At 74.1% G+C, this 17,286-nt stretch carries 17 protein-coding genes; 15 read left to right on the forward strand and 2 right to left on the reverse strand.

What is annotated here, in order from left to right:
* Nucleotides 1-35 precede the first annotated feature (35 nt).
* From panD to mshA, 8 genes are all read left to right on the forward strand, one after another.
* Complete coding sequence (panD, locus tag ABIE39_RS17765; protein ID WP_074808587.1) at nucleotides 36-494, forward strand: aspartate 1-decarboxylase; 459 nt, start codon at nucleotides 36-38, stop codon at nucleotides 492-494.
* Nucleotides 491-2,182 (forward strand): L-aspartate oxidase, encoded by a 1,692-nt coding sequence (locus ABIE39_RS17770; protein ID WP_354052853.1) that lies wholly within the window; start codon nucleotides 491-493, stop codon nucleotides 2,180-2,182. Before panD ends, ABIE39_RS17770 begins: the two co-directional genes overlap by 4 nt.
* Nucleotides 2,183-2,345: 163 nt before the next feature.
* On the forward strand, nucleotides 2,346-3,305 hold the full coding sequence (nadC, locus tag ABIE39_RS17775; RefSeq protein ID WP_502914897.1) for a carboxylating nicotinate-nucleotide diphosphorylase: 960 nt from the start codon (nucleotides 2,346-2,348) through the stop codon (nucleotides 3,303-3,305).
* Nucleotides 3,306-3,449: 144 nt separating this feature from the next.
* Nucleotides 3,450-4,985 (forward strand): lysine--tRNA ligase, encoded by a 1,536-nt coding sequence (gene lysS, locus ABIE39_RS17780; RefSeq protein ID WP_492316276.1) that lies wholly within the window; start codon nucleotides 3,450-3,452, stop codon nucleotides 4,983-4,985.
* 27 nt (nucleotides 4,986-5,012) lie between these two features.
* A complete protein-coding gene (locus ABIE39_RS17785) occupies nucleotides 5,013-5,192 on the forward strand; it encodes a hypothetical protein (protein WP_175009017.1) in 180 nt (59 codons plus the stop codon).
* Nucleotides 5,193-5,364: 172 nt separating this feature from the next.
* Nucleotides 5,365-5,703, forward strand: coding sequence for a histone-like nucleoid-structuring protein Lsr2 (locus ABIE39_RS17790; protein ID WP_108049515.1), 339 nt, complete (start codon nucleotides 5,365-5,367; stop codon nucleotides 5,701-5,703).
* A 115-nt stretch (nucleotides 5,704-5,818) separates the two neighbouring features.
* Nucleotides 5,819-7,027, forward strand: a complete 1,209-nt coding sequence (locus tag ABIE39_RS17795) for a lactonase family protein (RefSeq protein ID WP_354052855.1) — start codon at nucleotides 5,819-5,821, stop codon at nucleotides 7,025-7,027.
* Between the two features lie 69 nt (nucleotides 7,028-7,096).
* The gene (gene mshA, locus ABIE39_RS17800; protein ID WP_354052871.1) at nucleotides 7,097-8,353 is read left to right on the forward strand and encodes a D-inositol-3-phosphate glycosyltransferase; all 1,257 of its coding nucleotides are present in this window, start codon (nucleotides 7,097-7,099) and stop codon (nucleotides 8,351-8,353) included.
* Between the two features lie 34 nt (nucleotides 8,354-8,387).
* On the opposite strand, the gene ABIE39_RS17805 is transcribed toward mshA, so the two are convergent.
* The gene (locus ABIE39_RS17805; protein ID WP_354052857.1) at nucleotides 8,388-8,828 is read right to left on the reverse strand and encodes a nitroreductase family deazaflavin-dependent oxidoreductase; all 441 of its coding nucleotides are present in this window, start codon (nucleotides 8,826-8,828) and stop codon (nucleotides 8,388-8,390) included.
* Between the two features lie 175 nt (nucleotides 8,829-9,003).
* On the opposite strand from ABIE39_RS17805, the gene ABIE39_RS17810 reads away from it, so the two are divergent.
* Nucleotides 9,004-9,741: a phosphoglyceromutase gene (locus ABIE39_RS17810; protein ID WP_354052859.1), complete on the forward strand. Its 738-nt coding sequence runs from the start codon at nucleotides 9,004-9,006 to the stop codon at nucleotides 9,739-9,741.
* 108 nt (nucleotides 9,742-9,849) lie between these two features.
* Here the strand turns inward: ABIE39_RS17810 and phoU are convergent, their stop codons facing one another.
* The gene (gene phoU / locus ABIE39_RS17815; RefSeq protein ID WP_108049506.1) at nucleotides 9,850-10,533 is read right to left on the reverse strand and encodes a phosphate signaling complex protein PhoU; all 684 of its coding nucleotides are present in this window, start codon (nucleotides 10,531-10,533) and stop codon (nucleotides 9,850-9,852) included.
* 219 nt (nucleotides 10,534-10,752) lie between these two features.
* Here phoU and ABIE39_RS17820 point away from each other — a divergent pair, with 219 nt between their 5' ends.
* The 6 genes from ABIE39_RS17820 (at nucleotide 10,753) to pstB (ending at nucleotide 17,109) form a co-directional block, all read left to right on the forward strand.
* The gene (locus ABIE39_RS17820; protein WP_354052860.1) at nucleotides 10,753-12,108 is read left to right on the forward strand and encodes a sensor histidine kinase; all 1,356 of its coding nucleotides are present in this window, start codon (nucleotides 10,753-10,755) and stop codon (nucleotides 12,106-12,108) included.
* On the forward strand, nucleotides 12,105-12,809 hold the full coding sequence (locus ABIE39_RS17825; RefSeq protein ID WP_209829854.1) for a response regulator transcription factor: 705 nt from the start codon (nucleotides 12,105-12,107) through the stop codon (nucleotides 12,807-12,809). The genes ABIE39_RS17820 and ABIE39_RS17825 overlap by 4 nt, the downstream gene beginning before the upstream one ends.
* Nucleotides 12,810-13,065: 256 nt before the next feature.
* On the forward strand, nucleotides 13,066-14,205 hold the full coding sequence (pstS, locus tag ABIE39_RS17830) for a phosphate ABC transporter substrate-binding protein PstS (RefSeq protein WP_021483683.1): 1,140 nt from the start codon (nucleotides 13,066-13,068) through the stop codon (nucleotides 14,203-14,205).
* A gap of 100 nt (nucleotides 14,206-14,305) precedes the next feature.
* Nucleotides 14,306-15,331 carry a phosphate ABC transporter permease subunit PstC gene (pstC, locus tag ABIE39_RS17835; protein ID WP_354052863.1) on the forward strand — a complete coding sequence of 342 codons (1,026 nt, stop codon included), beginning with the start codon at nucleotides 14,306-14,308 and terminating at the stop codon, nucleotides 15,329-15,331.
* Entirely contained in the window at nucleotides 15,331-16,314 is a 984-nt protein-coding gene (gene pstA, locus ABIE39_RS17840; RefSeq protein WP_354052865.1) for a phosphate ABC transporter permease PstA, read from the forward strand. The genes pstC and pstA overlap by 1 nt, the downstream gene beginning before the upstream one ends.
* A gap of 15 nt (nucleotides 16,315-16,329) precedes the next feature.
* Entirely contained in the window at nucleotides 16,330-17,109 is a 780-nt protein-coding gene (gene pstB, locus ABIE39_RS17845) for a phosphate ABC transporter ATP-binding protein PstB (RefSeq protein WP_021481981.1), read from the forward strand.
* Nucleotides 17,110-17,286: the final 177 nt, after the last annotated feature.

A 17,286-nucleotide genomic window follows, 5' to 3' on the forward strand; every position in this document is an offset into this window, starting at 1 on the left:
GCCCGCCGCGACGTCCGGCGTCGCTGCAGCGACCCATGATGATCGGCAAGATCCACCGCGCGACGGTGACGCAGGCCGACCTGCACTACGTCGGCTCGATCACCGTGGACGCCGACCTGCTCGACGCCGCGGACCTCTACCCGGGCCAGCAGGTCGACGTCGTGGACGTCACCAACGGCGCGCGCCTGACGACGTACGTCATCCCCGGCGAGCGCGGCGCGGGCCAGGTGTGCATCAACGGCGCGGCAGCGCACCTCGTGCGGCCCGGCGACGTGGTCATCCTCATCGCCTACGGCATGCTCGACGACGCCGACGCGCGCACCTACCTGCCGAACGTCGTCTTCGTGGACGAGCAGAACCGCATCGTCGAGCTCTCGGACGAGCCCGGGCTCGTGCCCGCGGGCCACGGCCTCGAGGCGAGCGGCCTGCCGTTCGCCCCGTTCCGTGGAGGGGTCGACGAGGGCGGCGTGGCCTCCGCGGTGCGCCCCGCGTGACCCGGGCCGGCGGGGCGTCCGCGCCCCACCTCGCCCGGTCCCTCGCCGCCCCCGCACCGGGGTGGACGACGACGGCGGACGTCGTCGTGGTCGGCTCGGGCATCGCGGGCCTCACCGCGGCGCTCGAGCTGCGCACGCGCGTGCCGCACGTGCTGCTCGTCACCAAGGGCGAGCTGTCGTCCGGGTCGACGGTCTGGGCCCAGGGCGGCATCGCCGCCGCGCTCGATCCCGAGGACTCGCCCGAGGCACACCTCGCGGACACGCTCGTCGCGGGTGCCGGCGTGTGCGACCCCACGGCCGTCGAGGTGCTCGTCACCGAGGGGCCTGCACGCGTGCGCGAGCTCGTCGCGCGGGGCGCGAACTTCGACCGGGCGGCCAACGGCGACATCGCCCTCACACGCGAGGGCGGCCACCACGCGGACCGGATCGCGCACGCGGGCGGCGACGCCACGGGCGCGGAGATCTCGCGGGCGCTCGTCGCGCAGCTCGAGGCGGTGCGCCGCGACCCCGGCATCGAGGTCATCGAGAACGCGCTCGTCCTCGACGTGCTGACGACCGACGGCTCGGGCGAGCGTGCTCCCCGCGCGTGCGGCGTCACGCTCCACGTGCGCGGCGAGGGCTCGCGCGACGGCGTCGGCGCGGTCCTCGCGCGCGCCGTCGTGCTCGCGACCGGGGGAGTGGGGCAGGTGTTCCGCTCGTCGACCAACCCGCCGCAGGCCACGGGCGACGGCATCGCCGCGGCGCTGCGCGCGGGCGCGACGCTCGGCGACCTGGAGTTCGTGCAGTTCCACCCCACGGTGCTGTGGCTCGGCCTCGGCGCGAAGGGGCAGCTCCCGCTCATCTCGGAGGCGGTGCGCGGCGAGGGCGCGATCCTGCTCGACACCGACGGCCACCGGTTCATGCCCGCGCAGCACCCCATGGCCGAGCTCGCGCCGCGCGACGTCGTCGCGCACGCGATCGTGCGGCAGATGGCCGCGACGGGCTCCGACCACGTGCTGCTCGACGCCCGCCACCTCGGCGCCGAGTTCCTGCGCGCGCGCTTCCCGACGATCACCGAGCGGCTCGCCGAGAACGGGCTCGACTGGACCGAGGAGCCCGTCCCCGTGGCACCGGCCCAGCACTACCACTCGGGCGGCGTCGTGACGGACCTGCACGGGCGCTCCACCGTCGACGGCCTCTACGCGATCGGCGAGGTCGCGTGCACGGGCGTGCACGGCGCGAACCGCCTCGCGTCGAACTCGCTGCTCGAAGGTTTGGTCTTCGCCCACCGCGCGGCGCGGCAGATCACGGAGCGCGTGGCCTCGGGCGAGCTCGAGGTGGGCGAGCCGGTCGACCGTCCGGGGCCGTCGGCGCTCGTGGCGGCGGCCGCGCGCTCGCGCATCCAGTCGATCGCGTCCGCGGGCCCGGGCGTCCTGCGCGACGGCGACGGGCTCGCCGCCGCCGCCACCCGCCTCGCCGCGGTCCGCACCGACGCGCACGAGGCGAGCGACGTCGTCGCGCAGCCGCAGGCCGCGGAGTGGGAGACGACGAACGTGCACCAGGTCGCGACCGCGCTCACCGCCGCGGCGGCGCTGCGCACCGAGAGCCGCGGCGGCCACTTCCGCACCGACTTCCCGACGACCGACCCGGCGTGGGAGCGGCGCGTGCTCGTCTCGCTCGGCGCGGACGGGACGCTGCTCGTCCGCTGAGGCGCGACGCGCGACCCCGGGGCCGCGCGACGGGGCGCCCGCGCGACGGGTGCCCGCGGCGCGACCGTGCGGGCGGGCGGCGGCCGGGAGCGGGCCGGGCAGCAGCACGCCGCGGGCGTGCGAGCCGATACCGTGGGGGACCGTGAGCAGCCCTGCCGAGCCCGTGCCCGCCCGTCCCGCCGACGGCGGAGCGTCGCCCGCCGTCCCGTCCCGCGTGGAGCCGGGCCTCGACCCGGCGTGGATCGCCGAGACGGTCGCCCGGGCGCTCGACGAGGACCTGGGCCCCGTGCCCGGGCGCGACGTGACCACCCAGGCGACCGTGCCGCCGTCGGCCACCGGCACCGCGCACCTCGTGGCGCGCGCGGACGGGGTCGTCGCGGGCCTCGTCGTGGTCGAGGAGGTGACGCGACAGGTCGCGGAGCGGTTCGGCCTCCCGCCCGTCGAGGTGACGTTCGTCGCGTCCGACGGCGAGGCCGTGGGCCGCGGCCGCGTCCTCGCCGCGCTGACCGGCCCGGTCCAGGTGCTGCTCACGGCGGAGCGCACGCTGCTCAACCTCGCGAGCCGCGCGTCGGGCGTCGCGACCGCGACGCGCGCGTGGACGCGCGAGCTCGCCGGCACCGGCGCCCAGGTGCTCGACACGCGCAAGACGACCCCCGGGCTGCGCGCGCTCGAGAAGTACGCCGTCCGCGCGGGCGGGGGCACGAACAAGCGCATGGGCCTCTACGACGTCGCGATGGTCAAGGACAACCACGTCGTGGCCGCGGGGTCGGTGAGCGCCGCGATCGAGGCGATCCGCCGCACGTTCCCGGACGTGCTCGTGCAGGTCGAGGCCGACACCACCGCGCAGGCGCTCGAGGCGCTGTCGGCGGGCGCCGACTTCCTGCTCCTGGACAACATGCCGACCCCGGTCCTCGCGGACACCGTCGCGGCCGTGCGGGCGCGCGAGGGGCGGGACGGCGTCCCGGCGAGGGTGGAGCTCGAGGCGACGGGCAACCTCACGCTCGACCGCGCGCGCGAGGTCGCGGGCACGGGCGTGGACTACCTGTCCGTCGGTGCGCTCACCCACTCGGCCCCGATCCTCGACCTCGCGCTCGACCTCCTCCCGACCCTCCCGCCGAGGTAACTCCCAGCTCCCGCGAGGTAGAGCCCAGGTCCCGCGAGGTAGAGCCCTGGCCATGACCACGGCTCTACCTCGCCGGACCACGGCTCTACCTCGGCGGACCGGGGCGCTACCTCGGGGGCGCGGGAGCGTCGGTAGAATCCAGGGGTGACCTCCCCCGCCGGAACCCCCTCTCCTGCCGTGCCCGAGCCCGAGGACCACGTCGACGACGTGCCCGAGCAGATGCAGGTCCGTCGCGAGAAGCGCGAGCGGATCCTCGCGCGCGGCGACGAGCCCTATCCCGTCTCGGTGCCGCGCACGACCACGATCGCCGAGGTCCGTGCCGCCTACGAGCACCTGGAGACGGGCGAGGAGACGCAGGACGAGGTCGGCGTCGCCGGCCGCGTGGTGTACCTGCGCAACACCGGCAAGCTGTGCTTCGCCACGCTGCAGGACGGCGAGGGGAACCGCCTGCAGGTCATGCTCAGCCAGGCGGTGGTCGGGGAGGAGTCGCTCGCGGCGTTCAAGTCCGACGTCGACCTCGGCGACCACCTGTTCGCGCACGGTCGCGTCATCAGCTCGCGCCGCGGCGAGCTGAGCGTCTTCGCGGACGCGTGGCAGATCGCCGCGAAGGCGCTGCGTCCGCTCCCGGTGCTCCACAAGGAGCTCTCGGAGGAGGCGCGCGTGCGCCAGCGCTACGTCGACCTCATCGCCCGCCCGGCCGCCCGCGACACCGTGCGTCTGCGCGCCGCCGTCGTGCGCTCGATCCGTGAGAACTTCTGGGAGCGCGGTTTCGTCGAGGTCGAGACCCCGATGCTCCAGACGCGTCCCGAGGGCGCTGCGGCGCGACAGTTCGAGACGCACATGAATGCGTTCGACATCGACTTGTTCCTGCGTATCGCGCCCGAGCTGTTCCTCAAGCGCGCGGCCGTCGGCGGCGTCGAGAAGGTGTTCGAGATCAACCGCAACTTCCGCAACGAGGGCGTGGACTCCACGCACTCGCCGGAATTCGCGATGCTCGAGGCGTACGAGGCCTACGGCGACTACGACACGATGGCCGTGCTCACCCAGAACCTCGTCCAGCGCGCCGCGCAGGACGCTCTCGGCACGACGCTCGTGACGCTCGCCGACGGCACCGAGTACGACCTCGGCGGGGAATGGACGCAGCTGAAGATGTACGACTCGCTCTCGGACGCGCTGGGCGAGCACATCACCCCCGAGACGTCGGTCGACACGCTGCGGACGTTCGCGGACAAGCACGAGCTCTCGTTCGACCCAAAGAACGTCAATCACGGAAAGCTCGTCGAGGGGCTGTGGGAGCACCTCGTTGGCGATCACCTGGTGGCCCCCACGTTCGTCCGGGACTTCCCGGTCGAGACCTCGCCGCTGACGCGCGACCACCGCACGGTGCGCGGTCAGGTCGAGAAGTGGGACCTCTACGTGCGCGGCGTCGAGCTCGCGACGGCGTACTCCGAGCTCGTGGACCCGGTGGTCCAGCGGCAGCGGTTCGAGGCACAGGCCCTGCTCGCGGCGGCCGGCGACGAGGAGGCCATGCGCATCGACGAGGACTTCCTCACCGCGATGGAGTACGCGATGCCCCCGTCCGGCGGGATGGGCCTGGGCATCGACCGCCTGCTCATGGCGCTCACGGGTCTCGGCATCCGCGAGACCATCCTCTTCCCCCTCGTGAAGCCCGCGCAGTAGCGCGGCCGAGAACCTAGGACCGACAGCATGGACATCTGGCCCACCGTCGCGGCGCTCATCCCCTCGATCGGCGTCGGCGTGCTCTTCTACGTGGCGATGCGCGCTATCGTGCGCGCCGACCGCAACGAGCGTGCCGCGCTGGCGCGCCTCGACGCGGAACAGGAATCCGCCGCGGGCGGGAATGCCGCGCCCGCGCACGACTCCTGATCTCCGGGGAAGGCCGTCGGGCGGCGTCCCGAAATGATGGACCGCCGTCCAGGAATTGCCCGTCGAGAACCGGGGGCGCGTTCCGTCGTGGCGGCGTGTTCAATTGACGCTCGCCTTTCACGGTGGCATCCTGACGACGACAGCAATTCCTGTGAAGCGTGAGGAAACCACAGTGGCCCAGAAAGTCCAGGTAATTCTCGTCGACGACCTCGACGGGGGTGCGGCCGACGAGACCGTCACGTTCGCACTCGACGGCGTCTCCTACGAGATCGACCTCAGCACGAAGAATGCGCAAGAGCTGCGCGACGCCTTTGCCTCGTGGGTCGGCAACGCGCGCAAGGTCTCGTCCCGCACGAGCGCGGCCCGCCCGGCCCGCCGCAGCGGCGGCCGCTCGTCCGGCTCCGCCCGGGCGACCGAGGTCCGCGAATGGGCCCGTGCCAACGGCTACACGGTCAACGACCGCGGTCGGATCTCCCAGGAGATCCAGACCGCGTACGACGCCGCGCACTGACGCGTCGTCGCACCGAGCACCGGGGCGCCCGGCCGACGACACGTCGGCCGGGCGCCCTTCTCGTGCGCCGGAGCGCGCGCGCCGGGCCGCCCGCGCGGAGAACTAGGCTCAAGGCATGACCTCCGCGACCCGCGCCCTCTGGATCGGCACCTACCCGCACCCGAACGGCGCGGAGGGCGTGTGGCGCGTCGAGCTCGACGTCGACCCCGCCGCGGGCACCGGCGCCTTCGGGGGCGGCGCGCTCGCTGTCGCGGCCTCCTCCCCGTCGTTCCTGGCGCTCGACGGCGACACGCTCTACGCGGTCGGGGAGACGGAGGCCGGCTCGGTCTCGGCGTTCGCCGTCGCGCCCGACGGCGCCCTCACCCCCCGGGGCGGCCCGGTCGCCACGGGCGGCTCGTACCCGTGCCACGTCGCCGTGAGCGGTGACGTGCTCGTCGCGAACTACGGCGACGGCGTCCTCACGGTCGTGCCGACGGCGGACGACGGCGGGGTCGCGGCAGCGCCCGACGCCGGCCCGCGCCGGCAGCGGCACGCGGGGACCGGTCCGGTCACCGACCGCCAGGAGGGGCCGCACGCGCACTTCGTCGCGCCCCTCGCGCACCTCGGCGCGGCGGACGACGGCAGCGGGGCGGTGCTCGTCGTCGACCTCGGCACCGACGAGCTGCGACGGCACGACCCGGCCGCGCCCGACGGCTCGACGGCCCAGGTCGTCGCGACCTTCCCGCCGGGCACGGGCCCGCGCCACCTCGCGGCGCTCCCGTCGGGGCACCTCGTCGTCGTCGGCGAGCTGGACCCGGCGCTCTTCCTGCTCTCCCCGGTGGACGGGCCGGACGGCGTGCGCACCTACGACGTCGTCGCGCGCCACGACGTCACGCACGCCGCCGCTCCCGCCGGCGGCGGGAACTACCCCTCGCACGTCGCGGTCACCGCCGACGGCACGCGCGTCCTCGCCGCGGTGCGTGGCGCCGACGTGCTCGCGGTGCACGCGGTCGAGCCCGGGCCGGACGGCGGCGTGCCCACGCTGCGCCACCTGGCCGACTCGCCGGTGGGCGGCGCGTGGCCGCGCCACTTCGCGATCCTCGGGGCCGCGACCGGCGCGGGGTCGGCCGCCGAGGCCGACCAGGGGGACGCCGACGCGCCGCTGCACGACCTCGTCGTCGTGGCGAACCAGAACGACGACCCGCTCATCGAGCGGCCCGCCGCGGCGGGCCCGGACGCCCCGACGTCGAACCTCGCGCTCCTGCGCGTGCGCCGCTCGGACGGCGCCGCCCAGGTGCTCGACGTGCTCGCGCTCCCGGCCCCGGCGTGCGTCGTGGAGGCCTGACCCGCCGTGACGACGCTCGACCTGCCGGGCGGAACCGCCGCCGACCCGTCGGACCCGCTGCGGGTCGCGATGCTCTCGGTGCACACGTCGCCGCTCGACCAGCCGGGCACCGGCGACGCGGGCGGCATGAACGTGTACGTGACCGAGCTCGCGCACGCGCTCGCGCGCCGCGGCACGCAGGTCGAGATCTTCACGCGCGCCACGTCGTCGAGCCAGCCGCCCGTGGTCGAGGTGTCCGACGGCGTGACCGTGCGCCACGTCGCCGCCGGCCCGTTCGAGGGGCTCGACAAGAACGACCTCCCGGGCCAGCTCTGCGCCTTCACGGCCGGCGTGCTGCGGGCCGAGGCACGGCGCCACGAGGGCTGGTACGACGTCGTGCACACCCACTACTGGCTCTCGGGTCAGGTCGGGTGGCTCGCCGCCGACCGCTGGGACGTCCCGCTCGTCCACACCATGCACACGCTCGCCCGCGTGAAGAACGCGGCGCTCGCGCCGGGCGACGCGCCCGAGCCGCTCGGCCGGATCATCGGCGAGGAGCAGGTCGTCGCGGAGGCGGACGCGCTCGTCGCGAGCACGGACGCGGAGGCGCAGGACCTCGTGCGGGACTACGCGGCCGACCCGGCGCGCGTGCACGTCGTGCCGCCGGGCGTCGACCTCGAGCTGTTCTCCCCGGCACCGGGCGCCGCGACCGGCGACGCCCGGGAGCGTCGCGAGCGGCGGCGCACGCTGCGGGCCGGGCTGGGCCTGCCCGCCGACGGCGGCCTCGTCCTCTTCGCCGGGCGCGTGCAGCCGCTCAAGGGCCCCGACGTGCTCGTCCGGGCGCTCGGCGTCCTCGCCGCGCGCGGGGAGCCTGTGCCGACGCTCGTCGTCCTCGGTGGCCCCAGCGGCCGCCCGACGGCGGTCCGCGAGCTCGAGGCCCTCGCCTACCAGGTGGGCGTGAGCGACCGGCTCGTCGTGCGCCCGCCCGTCCCGCGCGACGAGCTCGTGCGCTGGTACCGGGCGGCCGACGTCGTCGCCGTCCCCTCGCACAACGAGACGTTCGGGCTCGTCGCGGCCGAGGCGGAGGCGAGCGGCACGCCCGTGGTCGCGGCCGCCGTCGGGGGGCTGCGGACCGTCGTCGAGGACCAGGTCTCCGGCGTCCTCGTGCCCGACCACGACCCGGCGACCTGGGCCCGCGTCCTGGCGGACCTGCTCGCCGACGACGCACGGCTCGCCGCCCTCGGCGAGGGGGCCCGACGCGCGGGGGAGCGCTTCGGGTGGGACGTCGCGGCGGTCCGGATGCTCGACGTCTACGCGCAGGCTCGCAAGGTCCGCGCGGCGCGCTGACCGCGGGGCCCGGCACGCCGGGTCACGCTGCGGCTCAGTCGCCCGCGCGCTCCAGCACGAGGACGGGGATCTCGCGCGACGTCTTCTCCTGGTAGTCCGCGTACGGCGGGTAGGCCGCGACCGCGCGCTCCCACCACAGCGCCTTCTCCTCGCCGTGGACCTCGCGCGCGACGTAGTCGTGCCGCTCGGTGCCGTCCTGCAGCTCGACCCGCGGGTGCGCGAGCACGTTGAGGTACCAGACCGGGTGCTGCGGCGCGCCGCCGAGCGACGCGACGACCGCGTACGCGCCGTCGTGCTCGACGCGCATCAGCGGGGTCTTGCGGACCTTGCCGCTGCGGCGCCCGAGCGTCGTGAGGACGACGACGGGCATCCCGTTCATGGTCGTGCTGCGCGTCCCGCCGGACGACTCGTAGGCCTCCGCCTGCTGGCGGGACCAGGTGCTCGGGCTCGGTGCGTACTCTCCGTCGATCGGCATGCGGGAGAGAACGTGCGCGACGGCGCATCGATTCCCGGCCGCGCCCCCGGCCGTGGCGCGGCGCTGCTCGGGCGGCCCCGGGGCGGCCGGACCTTCGTCCCACGCCGCGCGGCGACGGTCACCACCACGTGGGACGCGCGTGCCGCGGCGCCGGGCCGTGCGGCAGGATGGAGGCATGACCTACACCCTCGTGCTGCTCCGCCACGGCGAGAGCGAATGGAACGCCAAGAACCTGTTCACCGGCTGGGTGGACGTCGCCCTGTCGGAGAAGGGCACCGAGGAGGCGAAGCGCGGCGGTCAGCTCCTCACGGAGGCCGGCGTCCTGCCCGACGTCGTGCACACCTCGCTCCTGCGCCGCGCCATCACGACGGCGAACCTGTCGCTCGACGCCGCGGACCGCCACTGGATCCCCGTGAAGCGGTCGTGGCGCCTCAACGAGCGTCACTACGGTGCGCTCCAGGGCAAGAACAAGAAGCAGACGCTCGAGGAGTTCGGCGAGGAGCAGTTCATGCTCTGGCGCCGCTCCTACGACGTCCCGCCGCCCGAGATCGAGCTCGGCTCGGAGTTCTCGCAGGACACGGACCCGCGCTACGCCGACGCCCCCGTCGTGCGCACCGAGTGCCTCAAGGACGTGCTCGAGCGCGCCCTGCCGTACTGGGTCGGCGAGGTCGTCCCCGACCTGAAGGCGGGCAAGACCGTGCTCGTCGCCGCGCACGGCAACTCGCTGCGCGCGATCGTCAAGCACCTCGACGGCATCTCCGACGAGGACATCGCCGCGCTCAACATCCCGACCGGTATCCCGCTGCTCTACGAGCTCGACGAGGACCTCAAGCCGGTCACGAAGGGCGGCCGCTACCTCGACCCCGAGGCCGCCGCCGAGGCCGCCGCGGCGGTCGCGAACCAGGGCCGCTGACCGGCCCCGCCCCGCACAGACGACCGTGGCCCGTCCGGAGATCCGGACGGGCCACGGTCGTCTGTGCGGGTCGAGCGGGTCCTCCCGGCGCGCCGGGCCCGCGGCGGGTCAGGCGGTCGCGCGCGTGGTGCCCGCCGGGGCGCCGCGGTCGTCGGCGAACTCGCCGGTCACGAGGTACGTCACGCGCTTGGCGATCGACACCCCGTGGTCGCCGAAGCGCTCGTAGTAGCGACCCACGAGCGTGACGTCGACCGTCTCCTGCGGCGTGCCCGTCCACGTGCCGTCGAGCAGCGCGCTGAACGTGTCCTGGTGCAGCTTGTCGAGCAGGTCGTCGTCGCGCTCGATGTTCGCCGCGACGGTGAGGTCGCGCGTCGTGAGGAGCGTGGTCGTGCGCCGTGCCACGCGGACGGCGGCGTCGTGCATCTGCTCGAACGTGCGGTGCAGCGTCGGCTCGATCGCGCGTCCTGGGTAGCGGCCGCGCGCGACCTGCGCGATGTGGCGCGCGAGGTCGCCCATGCGCTCCAGGGTGGCGCTCATGCGCAGCGCGCTGACGACGACCCGCAGGTCGGTCGCGACGGGCTGCTGCTGCGCGAGCAGCAGCACGCAGCGCTCGTCGAGCTCGCGCTCGAGGGCGTCGATCGTGTGGTCGTCGCCGATCACCGACTGCGCGAGCTGCAGGTCCGCCGTGAGGAGCGCCTGCCCGGCGCGGTTCACGGCCGACTCCACCAGCCGGCTCATCTCGGCCAGGTCGTCGCCGACCTGCTTCAGCTCGGCCTCGAAGATCTCCCGCATCGCTTCCCTCTCGTCGTGACCGGTCGGTCCGGTCCGTGACGGCGTGCGCCCCGACGCGCCGGGAGGCGCCCGGGCACGCCGTCGGCTCCTGACACGCTCGCAGGCGTGGTCGACCGGCCGGTGAACACCAGTGCGCCGTCAGGTGAACTCTTGGCGGCTCGCGCCCGCCCGGGGTCCCGCGGGGCCGGGACGGTCGGCACGCGACCGTACGCTGGACGGGTGCAAGCCGAGAGTCTGATCGAGGGCGTGACCGTGCTGCTCGCCGGTGTCGTGGGCATCGTCGTCGGCGTGATCGCGGCGATCGCGTTCCGCGTGAGCGAGCGGCAGCAGCGCGCGGTGCGGGAGGAGCCCGCCCCGGAGCTCGACGAGGGTCTCGTCCGCGTGCTGGCCGTCCTGCGGTCCGCCGCCGTCGTGCTCGACGGCGAGGGGGAGGTCGTGCGGGCCAGCCCGCCCGCGTACGCGCTGGGGGTGGTGCGCGGCGACGCGATCGCGCACGCCGCGATCCGCGACATGATCGACGACGTGCGCCGGGACGGCGTGATCCGCGACGAAGAGCTCGAGCTCCCGCGCGGCCCCGTCGGCCGGGGCACGGTGATGCTCCAGGTGCGCGTGGCCCAGGTGGGCCCGCACCACGTGCTCGTGCTCGCGGAGGACCGGACGGAGGCGCGGCGGGTCGAGGCGATCCGCCGCGACTTCGTCGTCAACGTGTCCCACGAGCTGAAGACGCCGGTGGGTGCGCTCGCGCTGCTCGCGGAGACCGTCCAGGACGCGGCGGACGACCCGGTGGCGGTGCGCCGGTTCGCCGCGCGCATGCAGTCGGAGGCGACGCGCCTGTCCGCGCTCGTCCAGGAGATCATCGAGCTGTCGCGGCTCCAGGTCGCGGGAGCCCTGCAGGAGGTGACGGTCGTACCGGTGCGCGGCGTGGTCGAGGAGGCCGTCGACCGCGCCCGCACGAACGCGCAGGGCAAGGGCATCGTGCTCACGACGGGCGGCGAGCTGGACGCCGCGGTCTACGGCGACCACAACCTGCTCGTCACGGCGGTGCGCAACCTCCTCGACAACGCGGTCGCCTACTCGGGCGAGAACACGCGCGTCGGCGTCGGCGTGACGCGGTCGGGCGACCTCGTCGAGATCGCCGTCGTGGACCAGGGCATCGGGATCGCGGCCGACGAGCAGGCTCGGGTCTTCGAGCGGTTCTACCGCGTCGACCCGGCGCGCTCGCGCGACACGGGAGGCACCGGCCTCGGCCTGAGCATCGTCAAGCACGTCGCGGCCGACCACGGCGGCGAGGTCACGATGTGGTCCGAGCCGGGCCGCGGGTCGACCTTCACGCTCCGCATCCCGGCGGCGAACGTCCCGGCCGCACGGACGCGCGGCACGGTGACCGATCGAGCGACCGATCGAGCGACCGATCGAACGACCGACCGAGCGACCGACCGGGCGGACGAGCCGGCACCCGACGGGCTCGCGACGGAGGGTCGCGCACCGGACGACCACGAGCGCGTGCCGCACGAGCACGCGCCGGACGACGGCGCCCCGGAAGCGGGCGCACCGAACAAGGAGGTAGGCGCGTGACGCGCATCCTGGTGGTGGAGGACGAGGAGTCGTACCGCGACCCGCTGACGTACCAGCTGCGGCGCGAGGGCTTCGACGTCGTCGAGGCGGCGACGGGCACGGAGGCGCTGGAGCGGTACGACGCCGACGGCGCGGACCTCGTCCTGCTCGACCTCATGCTCCCCGGCCTCAGCGGCACGGAGGTGTGCCGGGAGCTGCGCCAGCGCGGCGACGTCCCCGTCATCATGCTCACGGCGAAGGACTCGGAGATCGACAAGGTCGTGGGTCTGGAGCTGGGCGCGGACGACTACGTGACGAAGCCGTACTCGTTCCGCGAGCTGCTCGCCCGCGTGCGTGCCGTGCTGCGCCGCAAGGGCGGGGAGGCTGGTGCGGAGCCGGTCGCGGAGAGCGCGCTCGAGGTCGGGCCGGTCCGCATGGACGTCGAACGGCACACGGTGAGCGTGGACGGCGAGGTCGTGCCGTTCCCGCTCAAGGAGTTCGAGCTCCTCGAGCTGCTCCTGCGCAACGCGGGGCGCGTGCTCACGCGCGGTCAGCTCATCGACCGCGTGTGGGGCACCGACTACGTCGGCGACACCAAGACCCTCGACGTCCACGTCAAGCGCATCCGCTCGAAGATCGAGCCGGAGCCCGCGAGCCCGCGCTACCTCCTCACGGTGCGCGGCCTCGGCTACAAGATCGCCGACGGCGTCGGGCAGCCCTGACCCGGCGGTCCCGTCCGGCACGGACGACCGGCACGACTGCCGGCACGACGGCCCCGGCACGTCCCTCGCGGACGCGCCGGGGCCGTCGTCGTGCGACGCCGCGTGCCCCGCCCTGCGGCCCGGCACGGAAGGTCTGTGCACTGTTCATCCGTCGTTCACCCGCTCTGGGGGAACGCGTCACCCGGCGCTCCTAGCGTCGGGATCGTCACCGGCGCTCGCTGGTGCCACGAGACGCGTGAACAGGATGGAACGAAGAGTGAAGCTCAGCCGATTCTCCCGTGCAGGATCCGCCGTCGCGGTCGGCGCGCTCGCCCTGACCCTCGCCGCGTGCGGGTCGGACGACCCCGTCGGCGGTGCCGACGGCTCCACCGGTGGTTCCTCCGAGGGCTCGTCCGAGACCGCGAGCGACCTCAGCGGTGAGCTCAACGGTGCGGGCGCGAGCTCGCAGGAGTCCGCCATGGAGGCGTGGCGCGCCGGGTTCCAGAGCGCGAACCCCGACGTCACCGTCAACTACGACCCGGTCGGCTCCGGTGGCGGTCGCACCCAGTTCCTCGAGGGCGGCGTCGCGTTCGCCGGCTCCGACGCGGTGCTCAAGGAGGAGGAGATCACCCAGTCGCAGGCCGTGTGCGGCCCCGACGGCGCGATCGACCTCCCCGTCTACGTGAGCCCCATCGCGATCATCTACAACCTGCCGGAGGTCGCCGAGCTGAACCTCGCCCCGGCCACGATCGCGGGCATCTTCAACGGCACCATCACGCAGTGGAACGCGCCGGAGATCGCCGCCGACAACCCCGACGCGACGCTCCCCGACGTGGCGATCACGCCCGTCCACCGCTCCGACGAGTCGGGCACCACCGAGAACTTCACCGAGTACCTCGCCGCGACCGCGGGCGACGCGTGGGGCCACGAGCCGAGCGGCGACTGGCCGACGCAGGGCGGCGAGTCCGCGCAGGGCACGTCCGGCGTCGTGCAGACCGTCCAGGGCGGCGAGGGCACCATCGGCTACGCCGACGCCTCGAAGGCCGGCGACCTCGGCACCGCGAAGATCAAGGTCGGCGAGGAGTGGGTCGCCTACTCCCCGGAGGCCGCGGCCAAGGTCGTGGACGCGTCGCCGCGTGTCGAGGGTCGTCACGAGCACGACATCGCGGTCGAGCTGGACCGCACCACGACCGAGGCCGGCGCCTACCCGCTGGTGCTCGTCTCGTACGCGGTGGCGTGCCTCAACTACGAGGACGAGGCGACGGGCGACCTCGTCAAGGCGTTCCTCACCTACGTCTCGAGCGAGGAGGGCCAGTCGGCCTCCGCGTCGGCCGCGGGCAGCGCGCCGATCTCGGAGGACCTGCGCACGGACGTCCACGCGGCCGTCGAGGCCATCACGGTCGGCGCCGCCGGCTGACGACCGCCGGGCGCCAGGGGGCGGCGGGGCCTGCGGGCCCCGTCGCCCCCGACCCGCGACCAGACCGCACGCCGCAGGACAGCACACCGGGAGCACGAGAGTGACCACCACAGCCCCACCCACGACACCGGGCCCCGCGCCGGGCGGCTCGTCCGAGCCCGCGCGTCGCCCGGGTACGTCACGCCGCCGCGCCCGCAACAGCGACCGCGGGGTCAACCGCGCGTTCCGCTGGACCGCGACGGGTGCCGGCGCGCTCATCCTCGCCGTGCTGGCCGCGGTCGCGATCTTCCTGCTGCTGCGGGCGTGGCCCGCGCTCAGCGCGGGCGGCGCCGAGCTGAGCGAGCAGGTGGCGTGGTTCCCCGAGGGCGCGTCGCTGCTGTCGTTCGTCGGGCCGCTGATCTTCGGCACGCTGCTCGCCGCGGCGCTCTCGCTCGTGCTCGCGACGCCCGTCGCGATGGGCATCGCGCTGTTCATCTCCCACTACGCGCCCCGCCGGCTCGCCTCGACGCTGGGCTACGTCGTCGACCTGCTCGCGGCGATCCCCAGCGTCGTCTACGGCCTGTGGGGCTCGCTCGTGCTCCCGCCGGTCGTCGTGCCGGTGTGGTCCTGGCTCGCCGACACGCTCGGGTGGTTCCCGCTCTTCGCCGGGCCGGCGTCGCCGACCGGCCGCGTCCTGCTCACCGTCGCGCTCGTGCTCGCCGTGATGATCCTGCCGATCATCACGGCCGTGAGCCGCGAGGTGTTCCTCCAGACGCCGAAGCTCCACGAGGAGGCCGCGCTCGCCCTCGGCGCGACGCGCTGGGAGATGATCCGCACCGCGGTCATCCCGTTCGGGCGGTCGGGCGTCGTCTCGGCCGCGATGCTCGGCCTCGGGCGCGCCCTCGGCGAGACGATGGCGGTGCTCATGATCCTCTCGCCCGGGCTCCTCTACTCGTTCAAGATCCTGCAGGCGGGGCAGCAGCAGACGATCGCCGCGAACATCGCGGCGGACTTCCCCGAGGCGAACCCGCTCGGGGTGAGCGCCCTCATCGCCACGGGCCTCGCGCTGTTCGTCATCACCCTGCTCGTCAACATGGGCGCCCGCGCGATCGTCGCGCGGCGCAAGGACTTCTCGGGAGCCAACTGATGAGCGCCCTCAGCACCAGCCCCGCGCGCGGGGCGTCGGCACCGGACCCGGAGCGCTCCGCGGCCGTGCGCGCGCTCCTGCGCGGCGCGGACGCCGGCCGTCGCCGCAAGGACCGCGCCATGACGGTCCTCATGTGGGGCGCGTTCGCCCTCGCGATGGTGCCCCTCGTGTCCGTCGCGTGGACCGTCGTCGTGCACGGCATGGAGCGGTTCGACGTCTACTTCCTCACGCACTCCATGCGCGGGGTGTTCGGCGGCATGGACGCGGGCGGCATCTACCACGCGACCCTCGGCACGCTCCTCATCACGCTGGGCGCCGCGGTCATCTCGGTGCCGATCGGCCTGCTCGCCGCGATCTACCTCGTCGAGTACGGGCGCGGGCCGCTCGCGCGCGCGGTGACGTTCTTCGTCGACGTCATGACCGGTATCCCGTCGATCGTCGCGGGCCTCTTCGCGTACGCGCTCTTCGCGGTGCTGTTCGGGCCGGGGGTGCGCATGGGCATCGTCGGCTCCGTCGCGCTGTCCGTCCTCATGATCCCGGTCGTCGTGCGCTCGTGCGAGGAGATGCTGCGGCTCGTGCCGAACGAGCTGCGCGAGGCCGCCTACGCGCTCGGCGTGCCCAAGTGGCTCACCGTCGTGCGGGTCGTGCTCCGCACGTCGATCGCCGGCATCACGACCGGCATCATGCTCGCCGTCGCGCGCGTCATCGGCGAGACGGCGCCGCTCCTCATCACGGTGGGCGTCGTCGACTCGATCAACGGCAACCTCTTCGAGGGCCGCATGATGACCCTCCCGGTGTACGTCTACCGGCAGTACAGCCAGGGGCTGGTTCCTTGCAGCAACGTCACCGACGTCGTGTGCCTCCCCGACATCAACTACGACCGGGCCTGGGCGGCCGCCCTGACGCTGATCCTCATCGTCATGCTGCTCAACCTCGTCGGGCGACTCGTCACCCGCTGGTTCGCCCCCAAGACCCTCCGCTAGAACAGGACAGCCCCGATGGCACAGCGCATCGACGTCAAGGACCTCAACATCTACTACGGCGACTTCCTCGCGGTGCAGGACGTCGGCATGACGATCGAACCCCAGTCCGTGACGGCCTTCATCGGCCCGTCCGGCTGCGGCAAGTCGACGTTCCTGCGGACGCTCAACCGCATGCACGAGGTCATCCCCGGCGCGCGCGTCGAGGGGACCGTCGCGATGGAGGGCGTCGACCTCTACGGCGACGACGTCGACCCGGTCGCCGTCCGCCGCCAGGTCGGCATGGTCTTCCAGCGGCCCAACCCGTTCCCCACGATGTCCATCAAGGAGAACGTGCTCGCGGGGGTGAAGCTCAACAACAAGCGCATCTCGAAGTCGGACGCCGAGGACCTCGTCGAGTCGTCGCTGCGGGGCGCGAACCTGTGGAACGAGGTGAAGGACCGCCTCGACCGCCCGGGCTCGGGCCTCTCCGGCGGCCAGCAGCAGCGCCTGTGCATCGCGCGCGCGATCGCCGTCAAGCCGCAGGTGCTCCTCATGGACGAGCCGTGCTCGGCGCTCGACCCGATCTCCACGCTCGCGATCGAGGACCTCATCGCCGAGCTCAAGGACGAGTACACGATCGTCATCGTCACGCACAACATGCAGCAGGCGGCGCGCGTGAGCGACCGCACCGCGTTCTTCAACATCGCGGGCACCGGCAAGCCCGGTCGCCTCATCGAGATGGACGACACCGCGACGATGTTCTCCTCGCCCACGCAGCAGGCCACCGAGGACTACATCTCCGGCCGCTTCGGGTGACCTGAGCCCGGCCGCCCGGCCCTGGCCCGCACGCACGACGGCGCCCCACCCCCCCCGGGGGGGGGCGCCGGGGGGGGGGGGGGGCGGGGCCGGGGGTGACGTCCCGCTGCCCAGGAGCGAGCCCCTGACGTCGGGGGCGTTAGTGTGGCGGACCCCCAGGCCCCCCCGGTGGTCCAG

Source organism: Cellulosimicrobium sp. 4261 (assembly GCF_040546915.1).
GTDB lineage: Bacteria > Actinomycetota > Actinomycetes > Actinomycetales > Cellulomonadaceae > Cellulosimicrobium > Cellulosimicrobium cinnabarinum.